Origin of the sequence: Terrabacter sp. BE26, assembly GCF_041941675.1 — a bacterium.
GTDB lineage: Bacteria > Actinomycetota > Actinomycetes > Actinomycetales > Dermatophilaceae > Terrabacter.
The window spans coordinates 190073-206903 of record NZ_CP090122.1 but is presented as its reverse complement, the minus strand read 5'-3'; the positions used below and the strand labels follow the sequence as shown (position 1 = coordinate 206903).

17 protein-coding genes and 1 tRNA gene are annotated in these 16831 nt (G+C 70.3%); 10 read left to right on the top strand and 8 right to left on the bottom strand.

Features of this window, described 5'->3' with window-relative positions; genetic code table 11:
- The first annotated feature begins 106 nt into the window (after window positions 1–106).
- A tRNA-Asn gene (locus tag LQK93_RS01000) sits at window positions 107–179 on the top strand.
- 120 nt (window positions 180–299) lie between these two features.
- On the opposite strand, the gene LQK93_RS00995 is transcribed toward LQK93_RS01000, so the two are convergent.
- From LQK93_RS00995 to LQK93_RS00970, 6 genes are all read right to left on the bottom strand, one after another.
- The gene (locus LQK93_RS00995; RefSeq protein WP_374969722.1) at window positions 300–1196 is read right to left on the bottom strand and encodes an amino acid ABC transporter permease; all 897 of its coding nucleotides are present in this window, start codon (window positions 1194–1196) and stop codon (window positions 300–302) included.
- The gene (locus tag LQK93_RS00990; RefSeq protein WP_374969721.1) at window positions 1193–1858 is read right to left on the bottom strand and encodes an amino acid ABC transporter permease; all 666 of its coding nucleotides are present in this window, start codon (window positions 1856–1858) and stop codon (window positions 1193–1195) included. The genes LQK93_RS00995 and LQK93_RS00990 overlap by 4 nt, the downstream gene beginning before the upstream one ends.
- Before the next feature lie 67 nt (window positions 1859–1925).
- The gene (locus LQK93_RS00985; protein WP_374969720.1) at window positions 1926–2759 is read right to left on the bottom strand and encodes a glutamate ABC transporter substrate-binding protein; all 834 of its coding nucleotides are present in this window, start codon (window positions 2757–2759) and stop codon (window positions 1926–1928) included.
- 72 nt (window positions 2760–2831) lie between these two features.
- Window positions 2832–3560 (bottom strand): amino acid ABC transporter ATP-binding protein, encoded by a 729-nt coding sequence (locus LQK93_RS00980; RefSeq protein ID WP_374971424.1) that lies wholly within the window; start codon window positions 3558–3560, stop codon window positions 2832–2834.
- A 293-nt stretch (window positions 3561–3853) separates the two neighbouring features.
- The gene (locus tag LQK93_RS00975; protein WP_374969719.1) at window positions 3854–5224 is read right to left on the bottom strand and encodes a M23 family metallopeptidase; all 1371 of its coding nucleotides are present in this window, start codon (window positions 5222–5224) and stop codon (window positions 3854–3856) included.
- A gap of 906 nt (window positions 5225–6130) precedes the next feature.
- Window positions 6131–6883, bottom strand: coding sequence for an IclR family transcriptional regulator (locus LQK93_RS00970; protein ID WP_374969718.1), 753 nt, complete (start codon window positions 6881–6883; stop codon window positions 6131–6133).
- A gap of 152 nt (window positions 6884–7035) precedes the next feature.
- Here LQK93_RS00970 and LQK93_RS00965 point away from each other — a divergent pair, with 152 nt between their 5' ends.
- Genes LQK93_RS00965 through ptsP form a run of 4 tightly spaced genes read left to right on the top strand, consistent with a single transcriptional unit; the run spans window position 7036 to window position 11992 of the window.
- Complete coding sequence (locus LQK93_RS00965) at window positions 7036–7818, top strand: MIP/aquaporin family protein (protein ID WP_374969717.1); 783 nt, start codon at window positions 7036–7038, stop codon at window positions 7816–7818.
- 36 nt (window positions 7819–7854) lie between these two features.
- Window positions 7855–8856 (top strand): dihydroxyacetone kinase subunit DhaK, encoded by a 1002-nt coding sequence (gene dhaK / locus LQK93_RS00960; RefSeq protein WP_374969716.1) that lies wholly within the window; start codon window positions 7855–7857, stop codon window positions 8854–8856.
- A gap of 4 nt (window positions 8857–8860) precedes the next feature.
- Window positions 8861–9496: a dihydroxyacetone kinase subunit DhaL gene (gene dhaL / locus LQK93_RS00955; protein ID WP_374969715.1), complete on the top strand. Its 636-nt coding sequence runs from the start codon at window positions 8861–8863 to the stop codon at window positions 9494–9496.
- A gap of 21 nt (window positions 9497–9517) precedes the next feature.
- The gene (gene ptsP / locus LQK93_RS00950) at window positions 9518–11992 is read left to right on the top strand and encodes a phosphoenolpyruvate--protein phosphotransferase (protein WP_374969714.1); all 2475 of its coding nucleotides are present in this window, start codon (window positions 9518–9520) and stop codon (window positions 11990–11992) included.
- A 168-nt stretch (window positions 11993–12160) separates the two neighbouring features.
- Here ptsP and LQK93_RS00945 read toward each other — a convergent pair whose 3' ends face one another.
- Window positions 12161–12571: a DUF4186 domain-containing protein gene (locus tag LQK93_RS00945; protein WP_374969713.1), complete on the bottom strand. Its 411-nt coding sequence runs from the start codon at window positions 12569–12571 to the stop codon at window positions 12161–12163.
- 284 nt (window positions 12572–12855) lie between these two features.
- On the opposite strand from LQK93_RS00945, the gene LQK93_RS00940 reads away from it, so the two are divergent.
- Complete coding sequence (locus LQK93_RS00940) at window positions 12856–13278, top strand: hypothetical protein (RefSeq protein ID WP_374969712.1); 423 nt, start codon at window positions 12856–12858, stop codon at window positions 13276–13278.
- Between the two features lie 47 nt (window positions 13279–13325).
- Window positions 13326–13979, top strand: coding sequence for a VWA domain-containing protein (locus LQK93_RS00935; protein WP_374969711.1), 654 nt, complete (start codon window positions 13326–13328; stop codon window positions 13977–13979).
- A gap of 137 nt (window positions 13980–14116) precedes the next feature.
- Here the strand turns inward: LQK93_RS00935 and LQK93_RS00930 are convergent, their stop codons facing one another.
- Window positions 14117–14869 carry a carbon-nitrogen hydrolase family protein gene (locus tag LQK93_RS00930; RefSeq protein WP_374969710.1) on the bottom strand — a complete coding sequence of 251 codons (753 nt, stop codon included), beginning with the start codon at window positions 14867–14869 and terminating at the stop codon, window positions 14117–14119.
- Window positions 14870–15141: 272 nt separating this feature from the next.
- On the opposite strand from LQK93_RS00930, the gene LQK93_RS00925 reads away from it, so the two are divergent.
- The 3 genes from LQK93_RS00925 (at window position 15142) to LQK93_RS00915 (ending at window position 16767) form a co-directional block, all read left to right on the top strand.
- Complete coding sequence (locus LQK93_RS00925) at window positions 15142–15696, top strand: phosphotransferase (RefSeq protein WP_374969709.1); 555 nt, start codon at window positions 15142–15144, stop codon at window positions 15694–15696.
- Window positions 15697–16029: 333 nt separating this feature from the next.
- Complete coding sequence (locus LQK93_RS00920; RefSeq protein WP_374969708.1) at window positions 16030–16425, top strand: phosphotransferase; 396 nt, start codon at window positions 16030–16032, stop codon at window positions 16423–16425.
- Between the two features lie 81 nt (window positions 16426–16506).
- Window positions 16507–16767: an HIT family protein gene (locus LQK93_RS00915; RefSeq protein WP_374969707.1), complete on the top strand. Its 261-nt coding sequence runs from the start codon at window positions 16507–16509 to the stop codon at window positions 16765–16767.
- Window positions 16768–16831 lie beyond the last annotated feature (64 nt).

The following is a 16831-nucleotide window of genomic DNA, read 5'->3' as shown; positions in this document are numbered from 1 at the left end:
GCAGGACCGACCTCTGGTCCTGAGGCCGCCCAGTGAGGGCCGCAGCTGGTGTCAGACCCCGATTTAGTGCAGGGCCAGTCCCTTTGCTATGGTTTCCCAGCAGCATTCCCCTGTAGCTCAATTGGCAGAGCAGCCGGCTGTTAACCGGCAGGTTATTGGTTCGAGTCCAATCGGGGGAGCACCGACGAAGAAGGCCCCGACACCTCTAGTGTCGGGGCCTTCTCCCATGTCACGGGTCGCGCTCCGAGCCGGCCCGACCGGGTCCACGGCCGGCTCGGAGCGCGCCGGACTATGACGTCTCAGGGCGAGTACGCACCCACCTGTCCGGGGCGGTCCTCGGCGTCGCCGACTCCAGCGACCACGGCCCGGCGCGCGCCGCCGCGGCGCTTCAGCCGCCGCTCCACGGCTCCGGCCAGCTTGGTCAGCAGGTAGTTGATGACGATGAAGATGACGGCTGCCACGATGTAGGCCGGCACCGTGTTGGCGTAGGCGGAGCCGAGCGTCTTTGCGGCGTTGAGCAGCTCGGGGTAGGTGATGACGTAACCAAGGGCGCTGTCCTTCAGCACGACGACGAGCTGGCCCACCAGGGCCGGCAGCATGGCCGTCAACGCCTGGGGTAGCTGGATCGAGCGCAGCACGTGGCCGGGCGTGAGCCCGATGGACAGCCCCGCCTCGCTCTGACCCTTGGGCAGGCTGAACACGCCGCTGCGCACCAGCTCGGCGATGACCGAGCCGTTGTAGAGCGTCAGGGCGAGGACGACCGCCGCCAGCGGTGCCGTCTGCGCCGACACGACCTCGCTCGTGGCGAAGTAGCCGAAGTAGAAGAAGACCATCATCAGCAGCACCGGAACCGAGCGGAAGAACTCGACGACCACGCCGGCCGGAGCGCTGACCCAGCGGTTGGACGACAGCCGCGCCATGCCGAAGAGGATGCCGAAGATGCCGGCGAAGACCACCGAGAGCGCCGCGGCCTTGAGAGTGCCCCAGAGGCCCGGCAGGAGGTACTGGGTCCACACGTCGGGGTCTGTCACGAACGGGGACCACATGTAGCCCTGGAGCTGGTTGGCCTCGGCCATCTTGCGGATGACCAGCCAGAGGATGCCCGCGGCGAGGAGGAGGCCGAGGATCGTGAGGATGGTGTGACGTCGCCGGGCCTTGGGCCCCGGCGCGTCGAACAGGACGATCTGCGAGCTCATCGCTTCACCGCCAGACGCTTGGAGAGATGGGTGAACAGCAGGCCGATGGGGAGCGTGAGGATCACGAAGCCGAGCGCGAAGAGGAAGAAGGTCGGCAGGCTCGCGCCCTCGTTCTCGGTGATCTGCGCGAGCAGACCTGCCGACTCCTTGGTGCCGAGGATGACTGCGGCGACCGTGGTGTTCTTGACGAGGGCGATGAGCGTCGACCCGAGGGGGGCGATGGCGCCTCGGAAGGCTTGGGGGAGGAGTACCTCACGCATCGACTGGCCGAAGGTGAGCCCCATGGCGCGAGCAGCCTCCGCCTGGCCGGCCGGAACGGTGTTGACGCCGCTGCGCAGCGCCTCGCACACGAAGGCCGCGTGGTAGACCGAGAGCACGACGACGGCCCACAGGTAGGCGTTGCGCGCCAGGTCCTGGGAGAGGTTCAGCCCGAGGATGAACGACAGGCCGAGGATGCTGAAGACCATGAGCAGGGTCAGCGGGGTGTTGCGGAAGACGTTGACGTAGCTGGTGCCGATGAGACGCAGGGTGCTCACCGGCGAGACCCGCAGGACCGCGACGACCGTCCCGATGACCAGGGCGCCGATCGCGGACAGGACGGACAGCTGGACGGTCACCCAGAAGGCGCCGAGGATGTCGTACTTGCTCAGGATGTCGCCCATCCATCACCTCTCGTGCTGTACCCGGGTGCGGGGGCCGTGTCGCAGGCCCCCGCACCGGGATGGTCGGTCAGGAACAGGCGTCCGGCGTGGGCGGGTTGCCGGGGCGCGGCTTGTAGCCGGCGGGACCGAGGTTGTTGTCGACCGCCTTCTGCCAGGAGCCGTCCGAGATCATCTTCTTGATGGCGTCGGTGATCTTCTGGCACAGGGCGGTGTCGCCCTTCTTGATGCCGATGCCGTACTTCTCCGTGGAGAAGGGCTTGCCGACGAGCTTGAGCTTGCCCTTGTACTGGTCCTGCGCGGCGTAGCCGGCGAGGATCGCGTCGTCGGTGGTCACCGCGTCGATGGCTCCCGAGGCGAGGGCAGCGACGCACTCGGAGTAGGTGCCGAACTGCTGGAGGTTGACTCCCGGAACCTTCTCCTGCACCTTCTGGGCCGACGTGGACCCGGTGACGGAGCAGAGCTTCTTGCCCGCCAGCGACTCGGGCCCCGTGATCGAGTTGTCGTCGCTGCGGACGAGCAGGTCCTGACCGGCGATGAAGTAGGGGCCGGCGAAGCTCACCTTCTCCTTGCGCTTGTCGGTGATCGAGTACGTCGCGACCACCATGTCGACCTGTCCGGTCGAGATGAGGGTCTCGCGCTGGGCGCTCGGCGCCTGCACCCACGTGATGTCGCCCTCGTTGGTGCCGAGCGACTTCGCGACGTACTTGGCGACGTCGACGTCCATGCCGGTGAACTCGCTGCCCTTCTTCAGGCCGAGGCCGGGCTGGTCGAACTTGATGCCGATCTTGAGGCCCTTGCCTCCGCTGGAGCCGCTGCCCCCGCCGTTGCCCGAGCCGCACGCGGCCATCGTGACGGCGAGAGCCGCAGCGACGGCGACGGCTCCGAGTCGTCGTGCCTTCATGTGAGTTCCTCCTGGGTGGTGTCCGGCGTGCGCGCGGGTGCGCGCCGCTCCCTGCCGGGTGGCGTGGCTGGTTCAGTGCGTGAGGATCTTGCCGAGGAAGTCCTTGGCGCGCTCACTGCGGGGGTTGGTGAAGAAGTCCTGGGGGGTGCCGACCTCGACGATCTGACCGTCGGCCATGAAGACGACGCGGTCGGCCGCCTTGCGGGCGAAGCCCATCTCGTGGGTCACGACGATCATCGTCATGCCCTCCTTGGCGAGCTCGACCATGACGTCGAGCACCTCGTTGACCATCTCGGGGTCGAGGGCGGAGGTGGGCTCGTCGAAGAGCATCACCTTGGGGTTCATGGCCAGCGACCGGGCGATGGCCACGCGCTGCTGCTGGCCGCCGGAGAGCTGTGCGGGGTACTTCTCGGCCTGGGCCTCGACGCCGACGCGCTTGAGCAGCTCGTCCGCCTGCCGGTCGGCGTCCGCCTTGGACTTCTTGCGGACCTTGATCGGCCCCAGCGTGACGTTCTCGCGGATCGTCTTGTGCGCGAAGAGATTGAAGGACTGGAAGACCATCCCGACGTCGGCGCGCAGCTCGGCCAGAGGCTTGCCCTCCTCCGGCAGCTCCCTGCCGTCGATCGAGATGGCGCCGGACTCGATGGTCTCGAGGCGGTTGATGGCGCGACAGAGCGTCGACTTGCCTGACCCGGAGGGGCCGAGGACGACGACGACCTCGCCCTTGCCGACCGTCAGGTTGATGTCGCGCAGCACATGCAGGTCGCCGAAGTGCTTGTTGACGCCCTCCATGACGACCATGGGGTCGCGGGGCGTCTGGGGGGTCCGATCGGTCGATGCCCCGGCGTCGGGTGTCACGTCGTCCATTGGCGCAACCTATCGCGCCCGCGAAGGCGACAGGCACCCCTCCACCCTGAGCGTGCCCGAATCGTGAGCCCGCGCCCGAGAACGTATGCGTTGGGCGCCTATGCCGGTCGACCTCCGTGGGCGTTCACGGAGGTCGCACGGTGCGGTGCCGGGGTGCAGCCCGGGTGCTCTCGGAGTTGTGTCCGGCGCCCCTCGGCCGCGCGGGCTGCGAGTGACGTCGTGCAGGACTACGGCTTCGTGGTCGGCTCGGGGCACGGCGAGCCCGTCGGACTCGGTGACGTCGTCGAGCCGGCTCCGGTCGGCGAGCAGCTCGCGGCCTCGCTGCTCGTCGCGACCTGGGTCGCGGTCTCCAGCACCTGCGTGGCGGTCGTCGTCAGGGTCGCGGTCGTCGTCGGCGTGGAGGCCGAGGTCGCGGTCGTGCTGCTGGAGGAGTCGACGCTCGTCCCCGGTGCCGGGGTGCTCGTGGTCGTCGTGATCGGTGGCGTCGTCGTGGTGGTGGTGGTCGTCGTGGTGGGTGGCGTCGTCGTGGTGGGTGGCGTCGTCGTGGTGGGTGGCGTCGTCGTGGTGGGTGGCGTCGTCGTGGTCGGTGGCGTCGTCGTGGTGGTGGCCGTGGTGGTCGTGGTGGGCGGCGTCGAGCTCGGCGACGGGTTGGTGGTCGTCGGGGTCGAGGCGGACGTGGACGTCTGCGTCGGTGCGCTGGGCGTGCTCGTCGCCGGCGTGGACACGGTGGGGTGGGTGGCGGGCTCGTTCGCCGACGGTGTGCTCGGCCCGGTCCTCGCCACGGCTGTCGAGGGCGTCGGCGTCTGGCTCGCTTCCTGGATGGGCACGTCGCCGTCTTCGACGGTGTGGATGACGCGGCCGCCCTGGTCGAGCACGAGGTGCGGGACGACGGCATACGGCACGGAGGCGCTCGCCGAGGGAGGGAAGCCGAGGTAAGGGGCGGGGTCGACATACCGGTCGTCGACGATGACGTCGAAGTGCAGGTGGCAGCCCGTGGACCAGCCGGTCGTGCCGCTGAGCCCGATGACCTGGCCCTGCTTGACCTTCTGGCCCTCGGTGACGAGGAACTTCGACTGGTGACCGTAGGCGGTCTTGAGCGCCGGGCTGTGCTGGATGATGGTGCGCCCGCCCCACGAGGCCGAGACGCGGGCATAGATCACCGTGCCGTCGGCTGCGGCGTGGATCGGCGTCCCGCAGACTGCGGCGAGGTCGATGCCCGTGTGGAACATCGGCCGGCCGAGGAGTGGGTGGATGCGGGGGCCGAACGGCGAGGTCTCGGCGCCCGGCACCGGGTGGACGAACAGCGGCAGGCCGGTGATCGGCGCCACGACCGCCTGGGCGGTGAGCGGGCTCAGGCCGATGGCAGGGAAGACGAACAGGCCGCCGCCGACCGCGTCGGAGAACGCCGAGCCGGCCGTTGCCAGGGCGGCAGTGGCCGACGAGACCTGGGATGCCGACAGCTGGTCTCGGGCCTGGCTCACGGCGTCGGCGGCGTCCTGCACCGCCGCCCGCGACCCGGCGGCGAGCACCACGGCCGTCGCCGGCGTGGGCGTTGCGCTTCCCCCGAGAAACGGCAGCATCGCGAAGAGCACGAGCATTGCTGCGAAGGGAACAAGACGACCGCTCATCCTGATGTTCAGGACGAGCGGGCCAGTTCCATGGTCGGTCTCACGCACCTGCGGGCCACCCCCCTCGAGGCGATTCAGCTGTCACCGTCGAACCTTCCCCGGCGGACGTGGCCACCGCAACCGGACGGCCTGTCCCGTGCCCCCGCACGACCTACCGGTCTCCTTCACCATATGAAGGCCCTTTGGTCAATGGGGCACTTCCGCGAAAATGTCATGAGTCCGGTGACCCCTGTGACGGGTGGGACCAGTGTCCGGTCCTCGCGCCGAACCGATGGTCGTCAGTACGTCGCGTGTCCCGTGACGACGAGGCGACGCAGGACTTCCTCAGCATTGTGCTGAGCCCTTCGCCCGCGGGTGCTGCTTGCGCGAACCTTGCGGAAAGTCGAGCAGCCCGACGGCCCCCGCCTTGCAGGCTGCGCGGCAGAGTGGTCCGTGCGGGGTGGAGGAGAAGGTCACCGACGTCAACCAACGACGTCGGGCCGAGAACCGGTGGGGGAACCGGTACGAGGCACCAAGAGGTGGGTTCTGTCGGGGGAGTCGACAGGACCCACTTCGGCGCCCGCACTTGCTCCGCGTCCGTCGCTTTCCTGACCTTCACCGGATCTGCGCGTTTCGCCCTATTGGCGAGGATCGTGGGGGAGACTAGTCACAGGATCCGCGGCGGCCCCTTCTCGGGAGAAGGGTCGTCGATTTCCTCCAGACGGTGCGACCTTCGTGGTCGACAAGCGCGTGGCCTACCTCCCACCCCGGCCACGCGCGGCCCCCCCCAACGCCGTCCGGACGCTGACCGGACGCTGAGCGGACCGTCGGCGCACGGCGGCCGGCGGCTTCGAACCGCCGGCCGTTGGCCGTGGACTCCGGGCGCCCCGCAGGTTCTCAGCCCTGCGACGGGGGCGGCCAGGCTTGCGCGCCCAGCTCCCGGGACAACGCACGCGCCGTCTCGCGGACCCGGTCGCCCAGGTCGGCATCCTCCGCCCCGGAGAACACCACGCCGATCGCCCCCACCACGTCGCCCCACGAGTCGAAGACCGGCGAGGCGACGGCACCCTCGCCCAGCACCGCCTCGTCGCGCTCGCGGGCGATCCCGGTCGCGCGCACCTGGTCGAGGTCGCGACGGACGTCGTCCGGGGCGGTCAGCGTCTCCCCCGTCATGCTGCGGAGCTCACCCTCCTTGAGGATGCGCTCGGTCTCATCGGGCAGGAACGCCAGCATCGCCTTGCCCAGGGCGCTCGCGTGCGCCGGGATCACGATGCCGACCTCGGGCATCTGCCGTGTGCCGTCCGGCCGCGGCTCGTGGTGGATGATCACGACGTCGTCGATCAGCAGAACGCCGGTCCGGACCGCGAGACCGGTACGCCGGGCCAGGTCCTCCGCCCACGGGATGGCCTTGGACCGCAGCTCCAGGGTGTCGAGGTAGACGTTGCCCAGGCGCAGCACGGCAGGCCCGAGCTGGTAGCGGCTCGATCCGCGCTCCTGCACGACCATCCCGTGCTCGACCAGCGTGCGGACGATGCCGTGCGTGGTGGACGGCGCCAGGTCCAGACGCGCTGACAGCTCCGACAGGCTCATCCGGCGGGCCCCCTGGAGCGCCGTGAGGACGCGGATTGCGCGGTCGACGGACTGGATCACGGGTCAGGGCCTCCGAGCTCGACGAGACGAACAGAGACGAGTATGCCGAAGGGCCCTTGTCGTGACCTGAGTCACAGCAGTAAAGTCGATCCATCGTTCGACTATATCGAATGTCGTTCGGACATCTCGACTCGAGCACGAAAGGAATGGACATGCTCGACGAAACCACCACTGCGCAGAAACTCGCCGCCGAAGCGGTGGGCACCGCCTTCCTGGTGTTCATCGGCGTCGGCTCCGTGCCCGCCACTCTGTTGGTGAACGGCGGCGCGCCGTTCACCATGGCCGACCTCGGGATGATCTCCCTGGCGTTCGGCACGATCGTGATCGCCACCGTCTACGCCCTCGGGCACGTCGGCGGAAACCACATCAACCCCGCCGTCACGCTCGGCCTGGCCGTCTCGGGCAAGTTCCCCTGGTCCCAGGTGCCGGCGTACATCGCCGCCCAGGTCGTCGGTGCCGTCGTGGGCGCGACCGCCATCATCGCCGTGCTGGGCCACAAGGCCAGCGAGGTCGGTCTGGGCGTCGCGACATACAACGGCATCAGCTGGGTCCAGGCCTTCACCGCCGAGTTCGTCGGCACGTTCATCCTGGTGTTCACGATCTTCGGCGTGATCTACCGCAAGGCGGCCGCGGGCTTCGCCGGCCTCGCCATCGGCTTCGTGGTGTTCGCCGCCATCATCCCGGTCGCACCGGCCACCGGCGCCTCGATCAACCCCGCACGCACGGTCGGGCCGATGCTCGTCCAGCAGCTCGCCGGCGGCTCGGTGAAGTGGGAACAGCTGCCGGTGTACCTCGGCGCGGAGTTCCTCGCAGGGGCGCTGGCCGCGCTCTGCTACCGCTTCATCGCCCACACGCCGGCCGACAAGGCGGCCGTTGCCCCCGGGATCGACCTCGCCGATCCTGAAGAAGTCGCCCGCGCCAAGACCCCCGCCTGACCACCCGGTCCGGCACAGCGCGAGGAGGAGACAGCCATGAAGAAGCTCATCAACAACCCGAACGACGTCGTGGCGGAGGCCCTGCTCGGCGTCGAGGCCGCCCACCCCGACCTGCTGGTGGACCACGCGAACAAGGTGGTCTACCGCGGCGATGCACCCAAGCCCGGGAAGGTCGGGATCATCTCCGGCGGCGGGTCCGGCCACGAGCCGCTGCACGGCGGGTACGTCGGGCTCGGGATGCTCGACGCCGCCTGCGCCGGTGAGGTCTTCACTTCCCCGGTCCCCGACCAGATGCTCGCCGCCACGAAGATCGTCGACGGGGGAGCCGGCGTACTCCACGTCGTGAAGAACTACACCGGCGACGTCATGAACTTCGAGATGGCCGCGGAGCTCGCCGCGGCCGAGACCGGAGCGAACGTCGTGTCGGTCGTGACCGACGACGACGTCGCGGTGCAGGACTCCACCTGGACGGCGGGACGCCGCGGCGTCGGCGTCACCGTGCTGCTGGAGAAGATCGCGGGGGCCGCGGCCGAGGAGGGCCGCGACCTGGAGGCGGTCGCCGCCGTGGCACGCAAGGTCAACGCACAGGGCCGGAGCATGGGCGTCGCGCTCACCTCATGCACGGTTCCGGCGGTCGGCAGCCCGACGTTCGAGCTCGGTGAGGACGAGATGGAGGTCGGCGTCGGCATCCACGGCGAGCCGGGCCGTCGGCGCGTTCCCCTGGCCCCGGCCAAGGAGATCGCCGAGATGATCCTCGAGCCGATCCTCTCCGACCTGCCGTTCGGCTCAGGGGACGCGGTGATCGCGTTGGTGAACGGCCTGGGTGGCACCCCGCTGATCGAGCTCTACGTGATGTACAACGAGGTCAACAAGATCCTGTCGCAGCACGGCGTGAGCGTGGCCCGGTCGCTGGTCGGCTCCTACATCACGTCGCTGGAGATGGCCGGCTCGTCGGTCACTCTGCTCAAGGCCGACGACGAGCTGCTCTCGCTCTGGGACGCTCCGGTCAGCACGCCGGCACTGAGGTGGGGGATCTGACGACATGAACGACGACGTGACCACGGCCGCCCTCGAGGCGTGGGTGCGGCGCTTCGCCGCGCTCGTCGCACAAGAACGCGACCACCTGACCGAGCTGGACGCCGCGATCGGCGACGCCGACCACGGCACCAACCTCGACCGGGGGATGACGGCCGCCGTGGCCGCGTTGAACGAGCTCGGCCCGGCCGGAGCCGGACCGATGCTCACCAAGGTCGGCATGACGCTGGTGTCCACGGTCGGCGGTGCGAGCGGCCCGCTGTACGGCACGCTCTTCCTCCGGATGGGCACCGCGCTCGGCGACACGCCGTCGGTCACTGCCGACCGGCTCGGCGAGGCCCTCCGTGCCGGGCTCGACGGCGTGGTCGCCCGGGGCAAGGCGCAGGCCGAGGACAAGACGATGTACGACGCGCTCGCCCCGGCGGTGGACGCTGTCCAGCGCGGGCTGAAGGACGGCCTCAGTCTCGGGGCGGCCCTCGACCGGGCCCGCGCCGCCGCCGAGGCGGGTCGCGACGCGACAACGCCGATGCTCGCCCGCAAGGGCCGGGCGAGCTACCTCGGTGAGCGCAGTGTCGGGCACCAGGACCCGGGTGCGACGAGCGTCGCCCTGCTGGTCGCCGCGGCCGCGGACACGCTCGGCTGACGGTGGGAGAGAGGAGACCCAATGACCACCGGGCAGGGTGTCGGCATCGTCGTCGTCTCCCACAGCCGCCCGCTGGCGCGGGCCGCGCTGGCTCTCGCGTCCGAGATGCTGCACGGCCGCCAGGTGCGGATCGAGCTGGCGGCGGGCCTCGACGAGGCGACGTTCGGCACGGATGCCGTACGGGTCAAGGAGGCGATCCAGTCCGTCGACGGGCCGGAGGGCGTGGTGGTTCTGATGGACCTCGGCAGCGCCGTGCTCAGCGCCGAGCTCGCCCTGGATCTCCTCGGCGATCCCGCGGCTCGCGAGCGGGTGACCCTGTCGGCCGCGCCGATCGTCGAGGGACTGGTCGTCGCCGCGGTCGCCGCGTCCGGCGGCGCGACCCGGGCCGAGGTGGCCGCCGAGGCGCGCAACGCGCTGCTCGGCAAGGCCGCGCATCTGTCGGTCCCCGACGAGGGGGCGCCCACACCCGCACTCGCCCGGCCGGCTCCCACCGACTCGGACGTCGTTGGCCGGTTCACGGTGGCCAACAGCCACGGCCTGCACGCCCGCCCGGCGGCACGTCTGGTCAGCGAGGTCGGCGGGCTCGACGCGACCGTCATCCTCACCAACCTGACGACGGGCACCGGACCCGTCCCGGCCGCCAGCCTGAGCCGGGTGGCCACCCTCGGTGCCCAGCAGGGCCACGAGGTCGAGATCCGGGCCGGAGGCCCACAAGCGCAGGAGGCGGTGGAGCACCTGCTGGCGCTGGCGGCCCGGAACTTCGACGAGGTTGCACCCGGGGTCGACACGCCCGCGACGGCCTCGTCCACGACCGGTCCGTTGCCGGCCTCTCCCGGCATCGCGATCGGTCCCCTCCGACGGCTGGCGGCACCGCCGATCGAGGTCGACGAGACCGAGGTGGGGGACCCGGCAGCCGAGTGGCGTCGCGTGGTCGAGGCGGTCGCCGAGGTCCGCCGCGACATCGAGCACCTGCGCGCCCTCACCGAGCGCCAGGCGGGCGAGACGGAGGCCGCGATCTTTGACGCCCACCTCACTCTGCTCGCGGACGCGACCCTGCTCGCGGACGTGAAGCAGCGGATCAACGAGGGTATGGGCGCGTCGGCGGCATGGACGGTCTGTCTGCAGGCGATCGAACGCGAGTGGTCGGACCTCTCCGACTCCTATCTCCGGGAGCGGGCAGCCGACGTCCGCGCGGTCGGCGACCAGGTACGCCGGGTGCTCGCCGGCGCGGCGGCCCAGCAGCCGGCCGCAGAGGGGATCTTGGTCGCCCGTGACCTGACCCCGGCCCAGGCTGCGGCGCTGGACATGACGGCAGTCCGCGGCATCGTGCTGGCCGCTGGGAGCGCAAGCTCCCACGCGGCGATCCTGGCCCGGTCCCGGGGCATCCCGCTCGTCGTCTCGGCCGGGCGCGACGTGCTCGGCGTACCCGAGGGGACGCTGCTCGTCGTCGACGGCGGAACGGGGGAGGTCCACGTCGACCCCGATCCCGGGGTCGTCGCCGACCACCGCCGCCGCGCCGCCCTCGCTGCGGAACGTCGTGCACGCGACCTCGATCTCGCCAGCGAGCCGGCCGTCACCCGAGACGGAACCACCATCTGCGTGGCTGCGAACCTCGGGTCGGTGGCCGACGCCCGCTCGGCCTTTGCCGCCGGGGCCGACGAGGCGGGGCTGGTGCGCACCGAGTTCCTGTTCCTCGGCCGCGGCACGCCGCCGGACGTCGCCGAGCAGGAGGAGGAGTACGCCGCGATCGCCGCAGCCCTGGGCGGTCGGCGCGCCACCCTGCGCACCCTGGACGTAGGTGGCGACAAGCCGTTGCCGTACCTGCCGATGCCCGCGGAGGCGAACCCGTTCCTGGGTGTCCGTGGCCTCCGGCTCGCGCTCGAGCGGCCGACCCTCCTGCGCGACCAGCTCGACGCCGTGTGCCGCACCGCCCGACGCGCCCCGACGAGCGTGATGTTCCCGATGGTGTCGACCGTCGCCGAGCTGCGGGCTGCGCGCGAGGCGCTGGTGGCGGCCGCCGGCCCGGACGGCGTGCCCGATGGCCTGCGGGTCGGGATGATGGTGGAGGTGCCCGCAGCCGCGCTGAAGATCGAGTCGTTCCTGCCCCACCTCGACTTCGTCAGCATCGGAACCAACGACCTCACCCAGTACGCACTCGCCGCCGAGCGGGGCAACCCGGGCGTCGCCGCCATCTTCGATGCGCTCGACCCCGCTGTGCTCCATTTGGTGGACCATGTCTGCCAGGCCGCGCGGGGTCGCGTCGAGGTCGCCGTCTGCGGTGAGGTCGCTTCCGACGACGCCGCGGTGCCCCTGTTGGTCGGGCTCGGCGTCCGTGAGCTCAGCGTCGGACCGCACGCCGTACCGGCGGTGAAGGCGCGGGTGCGCGAGCTCGACGTGGAGCAGTGCGAGGTGGTCGCCAAGCAGGCCCTCCGTCTGGAGAGCGCCCAGGACGTGCGCGAACTCGTCGCGGGTTGGGAAGGCCTAGCTCCCCGATGAGTGGTCGACACCTCCGACCCTCGATGGCTGGGCCAGCCTGCAACACGCCCAGGCCCCAGCACAGCCAGGCGCCGCCGACACGGGCACGCTGCTGCGGGCGAGGCGTCCGCCCCCGCAGATGGTGCCGCGGGGCGCCTGACCGCTGACGCCAGGAACGCCGCCGCCACCCTACGGTCGGCGTGAGGTGGAGCTCCCGAAGTCTCGACCTTGGATGGAGGTCGCCAGCTCGCGGTCGATCCAGCGCCCGATCACCTCGACCACGTAGGCCCGCTCACCGCGGTCGAGCCGATGCCCCTTCGCGATGCCGTGCCACGTCTCCAGGCAGCTGCGGCAGCAGGTCGCGGTGGCGTGCTGGGCCACGAAGACCGGGTGGTTGCGGTACGGGGTCTGCCTGCCGTCGTTGCGCGGCTCGGCCGGTGCCAGACGCTCCGCGATGATCTCCGCGGCGTGAGCCCGCATCGTCTGCGGACCGCGCAGCAGAGCCGTGGCCCGCTCGCGCCCGCGGAGGTGGAACCGCCGCCCGAACGGTCGCGCGCTCGCGCGGTCGATCCGGACATCGATCTCGGTGGGGTCGGGCACGATTCCAGACTAGGACGGCACGGTTGGCCGACGACGAAAGCCAAGACCGGCTCACTCTGCGCGAGGCTGCGAACCATCAGTGCCCGAAGGCGCGACAAGAGGAAGTGGGGCAGCCACACGTCTTCCTCGGCCAGCCCGACCAGAGGCGGTTGCGGACCCGAAGCGTCAGGGCACCGATCACGGCGAGGTACCGGAACCCGGAGCCGAACCCGGGTCCTGGCGGGCGACGCGACATGTTCCCTCATCTCTTGCGGTGCCGCAGTTACTGCGCCTACGATGGCTGCATGAGCGCCGAGGCACGACGGCCCCTCCCGGCCGAGACGGAGCATGCCCTGCGCACGGCGGTCGACGCCGCGCGCGAGGCGCTCGAGCGCACCGACGCCTCACGTCCCCTCGACGCGCTGCCGCTGCTGCGAGCCGCCCAGGAGCACCTGACCGCGGCAGTCGACGAGGCGATGGCGGCGGTCCTGGTGGCCGAGGGCGGCACGATCCGGACTGCCGGCGCCCTGGCCGGCCTGTCGGAGAACGCCGTCGGGCCGCGCCTGGCTCGCACCAGCCTGCTCGGCGCCTACGGCTCCGAGGCTGGACGCGTCACCGCCGCCGGCGTCGAGCGGGCCCGATATGACCTCGAGGAAGGACGCCACCGGCCCGCGCCCGAGGCGTCGGAGCGCCCGCTGCGCTTCCGCGCCCGCAGAGGCAGCACCTGAGGACCACCAGCCCCGACCACCCACGCCGACCACACGGAGGAGACGCCATGACGAACCCGAACCTCACGCACCTCTACTTCCTGCTCGACCGCAGCGGCTCGATGCAGACGATCAAGGACGACACCGAGGGCGGCTTCGACGCGTTCATCGCCGAGCAGCGCAGCCAGCCCGGCGAGTGCCGGGTCACCCTGGCGCAGTTCGACGACCAGTACGAGGAGGTCTACCGCGACGTGCCTGTGGCCGACGTGCCGGCCCTGCGCCTGTCACCGCGAGGGTCCACCGCGCTGCTCGACTCCATCGGGCGACTCCTCGGCGAAGCCGGCGAGCGCCTCGCCGCACTGCCCGAACACGAGCGTCCCGGCGTCGTCATCGTCGGCATCATGACCGACGGCCACGAGAACTCCTCGCGCGAGCTCACCCACGCCCAGGTCAAGGCGCTCATCGAGCGGCAGACCTCCGAGTACGCGTGGCAGTTCCTCTACATGGGCGCCGACCAGGACGCCATCGAGGTGGGCTCGAGCATCGGCGTCGCGGCGGCGAACTCGATGACGTACGGCCGTGGCCGGGTCGCTGCTGCCATGGCCGCCACCTCGCGCAACATCGGGCTGACCCGCTCGGCCGTCGCCGCGGGCGCCTCCGCGAAGGAAGCGGCCGTCCACCTCGCCTTCGACGACGAGCAGCGTCGGGCCGCCACCGAGTGACGCGTCTAGCGCCGTCACCTCAGGGACGCTGAGCCCTGACCGCCGTCCTCGCGGTCCTGCTGCCCTCGTACGACGTCCGACCGTGCCGCCGATCGGTCGTGCCGATGTCCGCGCTCTCGCAGACAGAGCTGACGCCGTTAGAACTCGGTGCGCACTCGGCTCCGCTCGTCGGTGACCCGGCGCTCCTTGTAGATGTCGCCGGACCGCGCCATCGCCCGCCAGGGGCGGGCAAACTCGAGCGCACCGCGAAGCGCCGGGTCGTCTCGGTCCAAGGTCCCGACGACCAACCCGGACTCGCCGCCTGCCTCGGCCAGCACCTCGCCGTGCGGGCCGATGAGTCCGGAGTGGAACAGGTGCGTGGCCTGCGCCGGCACCGACAGGCTCAACCAGTAGTTGTGGATCGCGGCGTATGCGCGCGCCTTGGTCGCAAAGATCGAGTCGACCGGGTAGGCGGACAGCAGCAGACAGTCGACGTCGAGCCGGTCGTACTCGGCAAACACGTCGGAGAAGTTGATCTCGATGCAGATCGCCAGACCGAAGCAGAAGCCGTCGACGTCGAAGACGACCGGCTCGAAGCCGGGTGTGTAGAACCGCGTGAGCTCGGTGTGCGAGCACTTCCGCTTGTCGTATCGGTCGACGAGCCTCCCCTCGTCCGAGACGACGTACAGGCTGTTGTGCGGCAAGTGCGGCTCGGTCAACGGGTGCGCGGACCCGAGCACCACCCAGATCCCCAGCTCGCCGGCGAACGCGGCCACATCCTCGAGCTCGCGGCGGACGAGTGCCCAGTCGAAATCGTCCCAGGAGACGACGTCCTCAACCGCGTACCCCGACAGGAACCCTTCCGGGAAGTGGGCTAGCCGCGCACCTGCGGCTGAGGCCTGCCCGAGCATACGACGCACCTCAGCACCATTGGCGCGGATCGGACGACGCGGTGGGCTGGCAGGTGGCGATGGCGAGGCTCATCCGCGCATGCTGACAGGACACGGTCATCAGAGGCGGGCGACTCACAGGTAGACCCTGATCCGCATGGTCCGCAGGTCTTCTCACGGATGCGAGGCCCCCCGACGCACATGCCGAACTTTCCTCATTTCCCGCGAAGTGCGCTCCCTCCCGTACGAGATCTCGCTCGCGAGGTTCGGGACGGGACTCGTACGGTTTCGCTATGCCTGAGGCCGACGAGGAAGCACAGACCGGTGGCAATGCCTCGACGGGAGTCATCCGCGCCGGAGACACGGTGCGCAAGCCATGGCTGGCGACGACCGAGCAGGTCGCCTCCTACCTGAGTGCACTGCGCGCGAGGGGGATCGACGTCCCAAGACACCTCGGCCGAGACGAGCGGGGCCGCCAGGTCCTCGAAATCGTGCCCGGCCAGCTCGCGATGGCCAGCGCCCCGCTGGGTGAGAGCACGGTCGCCGCGGTCGGGGGACTCGTCAGGTCGATCCACGACGCCAGCGCGGACCTGCCGGTGCCAAAGGAGTGGCCCGTGCTCCTTCCCGCCGCGGAGCCTGACCTGCTGTGCCACAACGACCTCGCTTCGTGGAACCTCATCATCGACGAGGACAGGATGGTCTTCATCGACTGGGACGGCGCAGGGCCCTCGACACGAGCGTGGGACCCTTGCCTACGCAGCCATCTCGTTCGGCCACCTGTTTCCCGGTTCACCGATCGACGACTGCCTTGCTCGGCTGCGCGCATTCCTCCAGGGATACGACGCTGATCCCTTCCTTCGTCAGGCGTTGCCCGCAACACTCACCCAGCGTTCGCGTGCCATGTACGAGCTGCTGCTGCGTGCCCACGGAAGGGGCGAGCAGCCTTGGGCGACCATGTACGCCCGAAGGGCATGGGGAGCACTGGCTGGCGACAACGCAGTTCATCGAGGCCAACCAACGCCACTGGGAACTCGCCTGCGGCGCCTGACGCTTGAACGCCAGCAAGGACGTTTGCTGCCCGGTCACGACGGGACGGTCGAGGACCCCGCCGGCTCGACCGCGTTCGTACACGACCTGGCCGACCTCATCACACCGATGCACGCCGGGGACACCGGCGGACGATGCTTCACCGGCTCCGGCCGCGGGGGGCATCTCCCCGACCACGACGAGTGGCTCAAGACGTGCTTCCGGGAGAGCGAGAGCCTGCTCGACGTACCCCTGCTGCGGCAGATCTGGGCGCACCTTCGGACCCTGCCCGGGTCGATGAGGACGTGGTGTGCCACGGCGACCTCGTACCGCCCAACGTCCTCATCGAGGACGGCCGACTCGTCGGCGTTCTGGACGGCGGCGGCTTCGGCCCCGCGGACCCCGCGCTCGATCTCGTCGCGGCATGGCACCTCTTGGACGAGACCCAGCGCGACATGCTGCGCGGCGAACTCGACTGCAGTGACGAGCCGGTGGGGGCGGCGCACCCTGAACCGCGTCGTGAAGGCCTCGCTCGCACGGAGCCAGGCTGACTCCAGCCCTGGCCTCAACCGATCCCGGTGAGTCGAATGCAGTCACCGACCGCCGATCGGTCGTGAGGACGCCTGGCACCGGTGCCCGTCGGCCGCCAACCGTCGACCACCAGATGTCACAAGGGGCTGCGCCGCTCGGGCTTGCGGTGCGATGGGATCAACGTCCTCCTTGCCGAAGGCCAAGCCGCAGGCCAAGAGGTGTTCCATTTCCACCTGCACGTGATCCCTCGCTTCGCAGGCGACGGCTTCTCCATCACCGCCGACTGGAAGGCACGTGACCACGCCCTGCTGGACAAGGATGCGAAAGCGATCAAGGCCGGGCTCGGACAGGGTCGCTGCTGAACGTCCGGAACTGCCGCGACTGGCGCGTTAGAGATGCAGCTTCGCTTCTCCGAGCGCCTTCTCG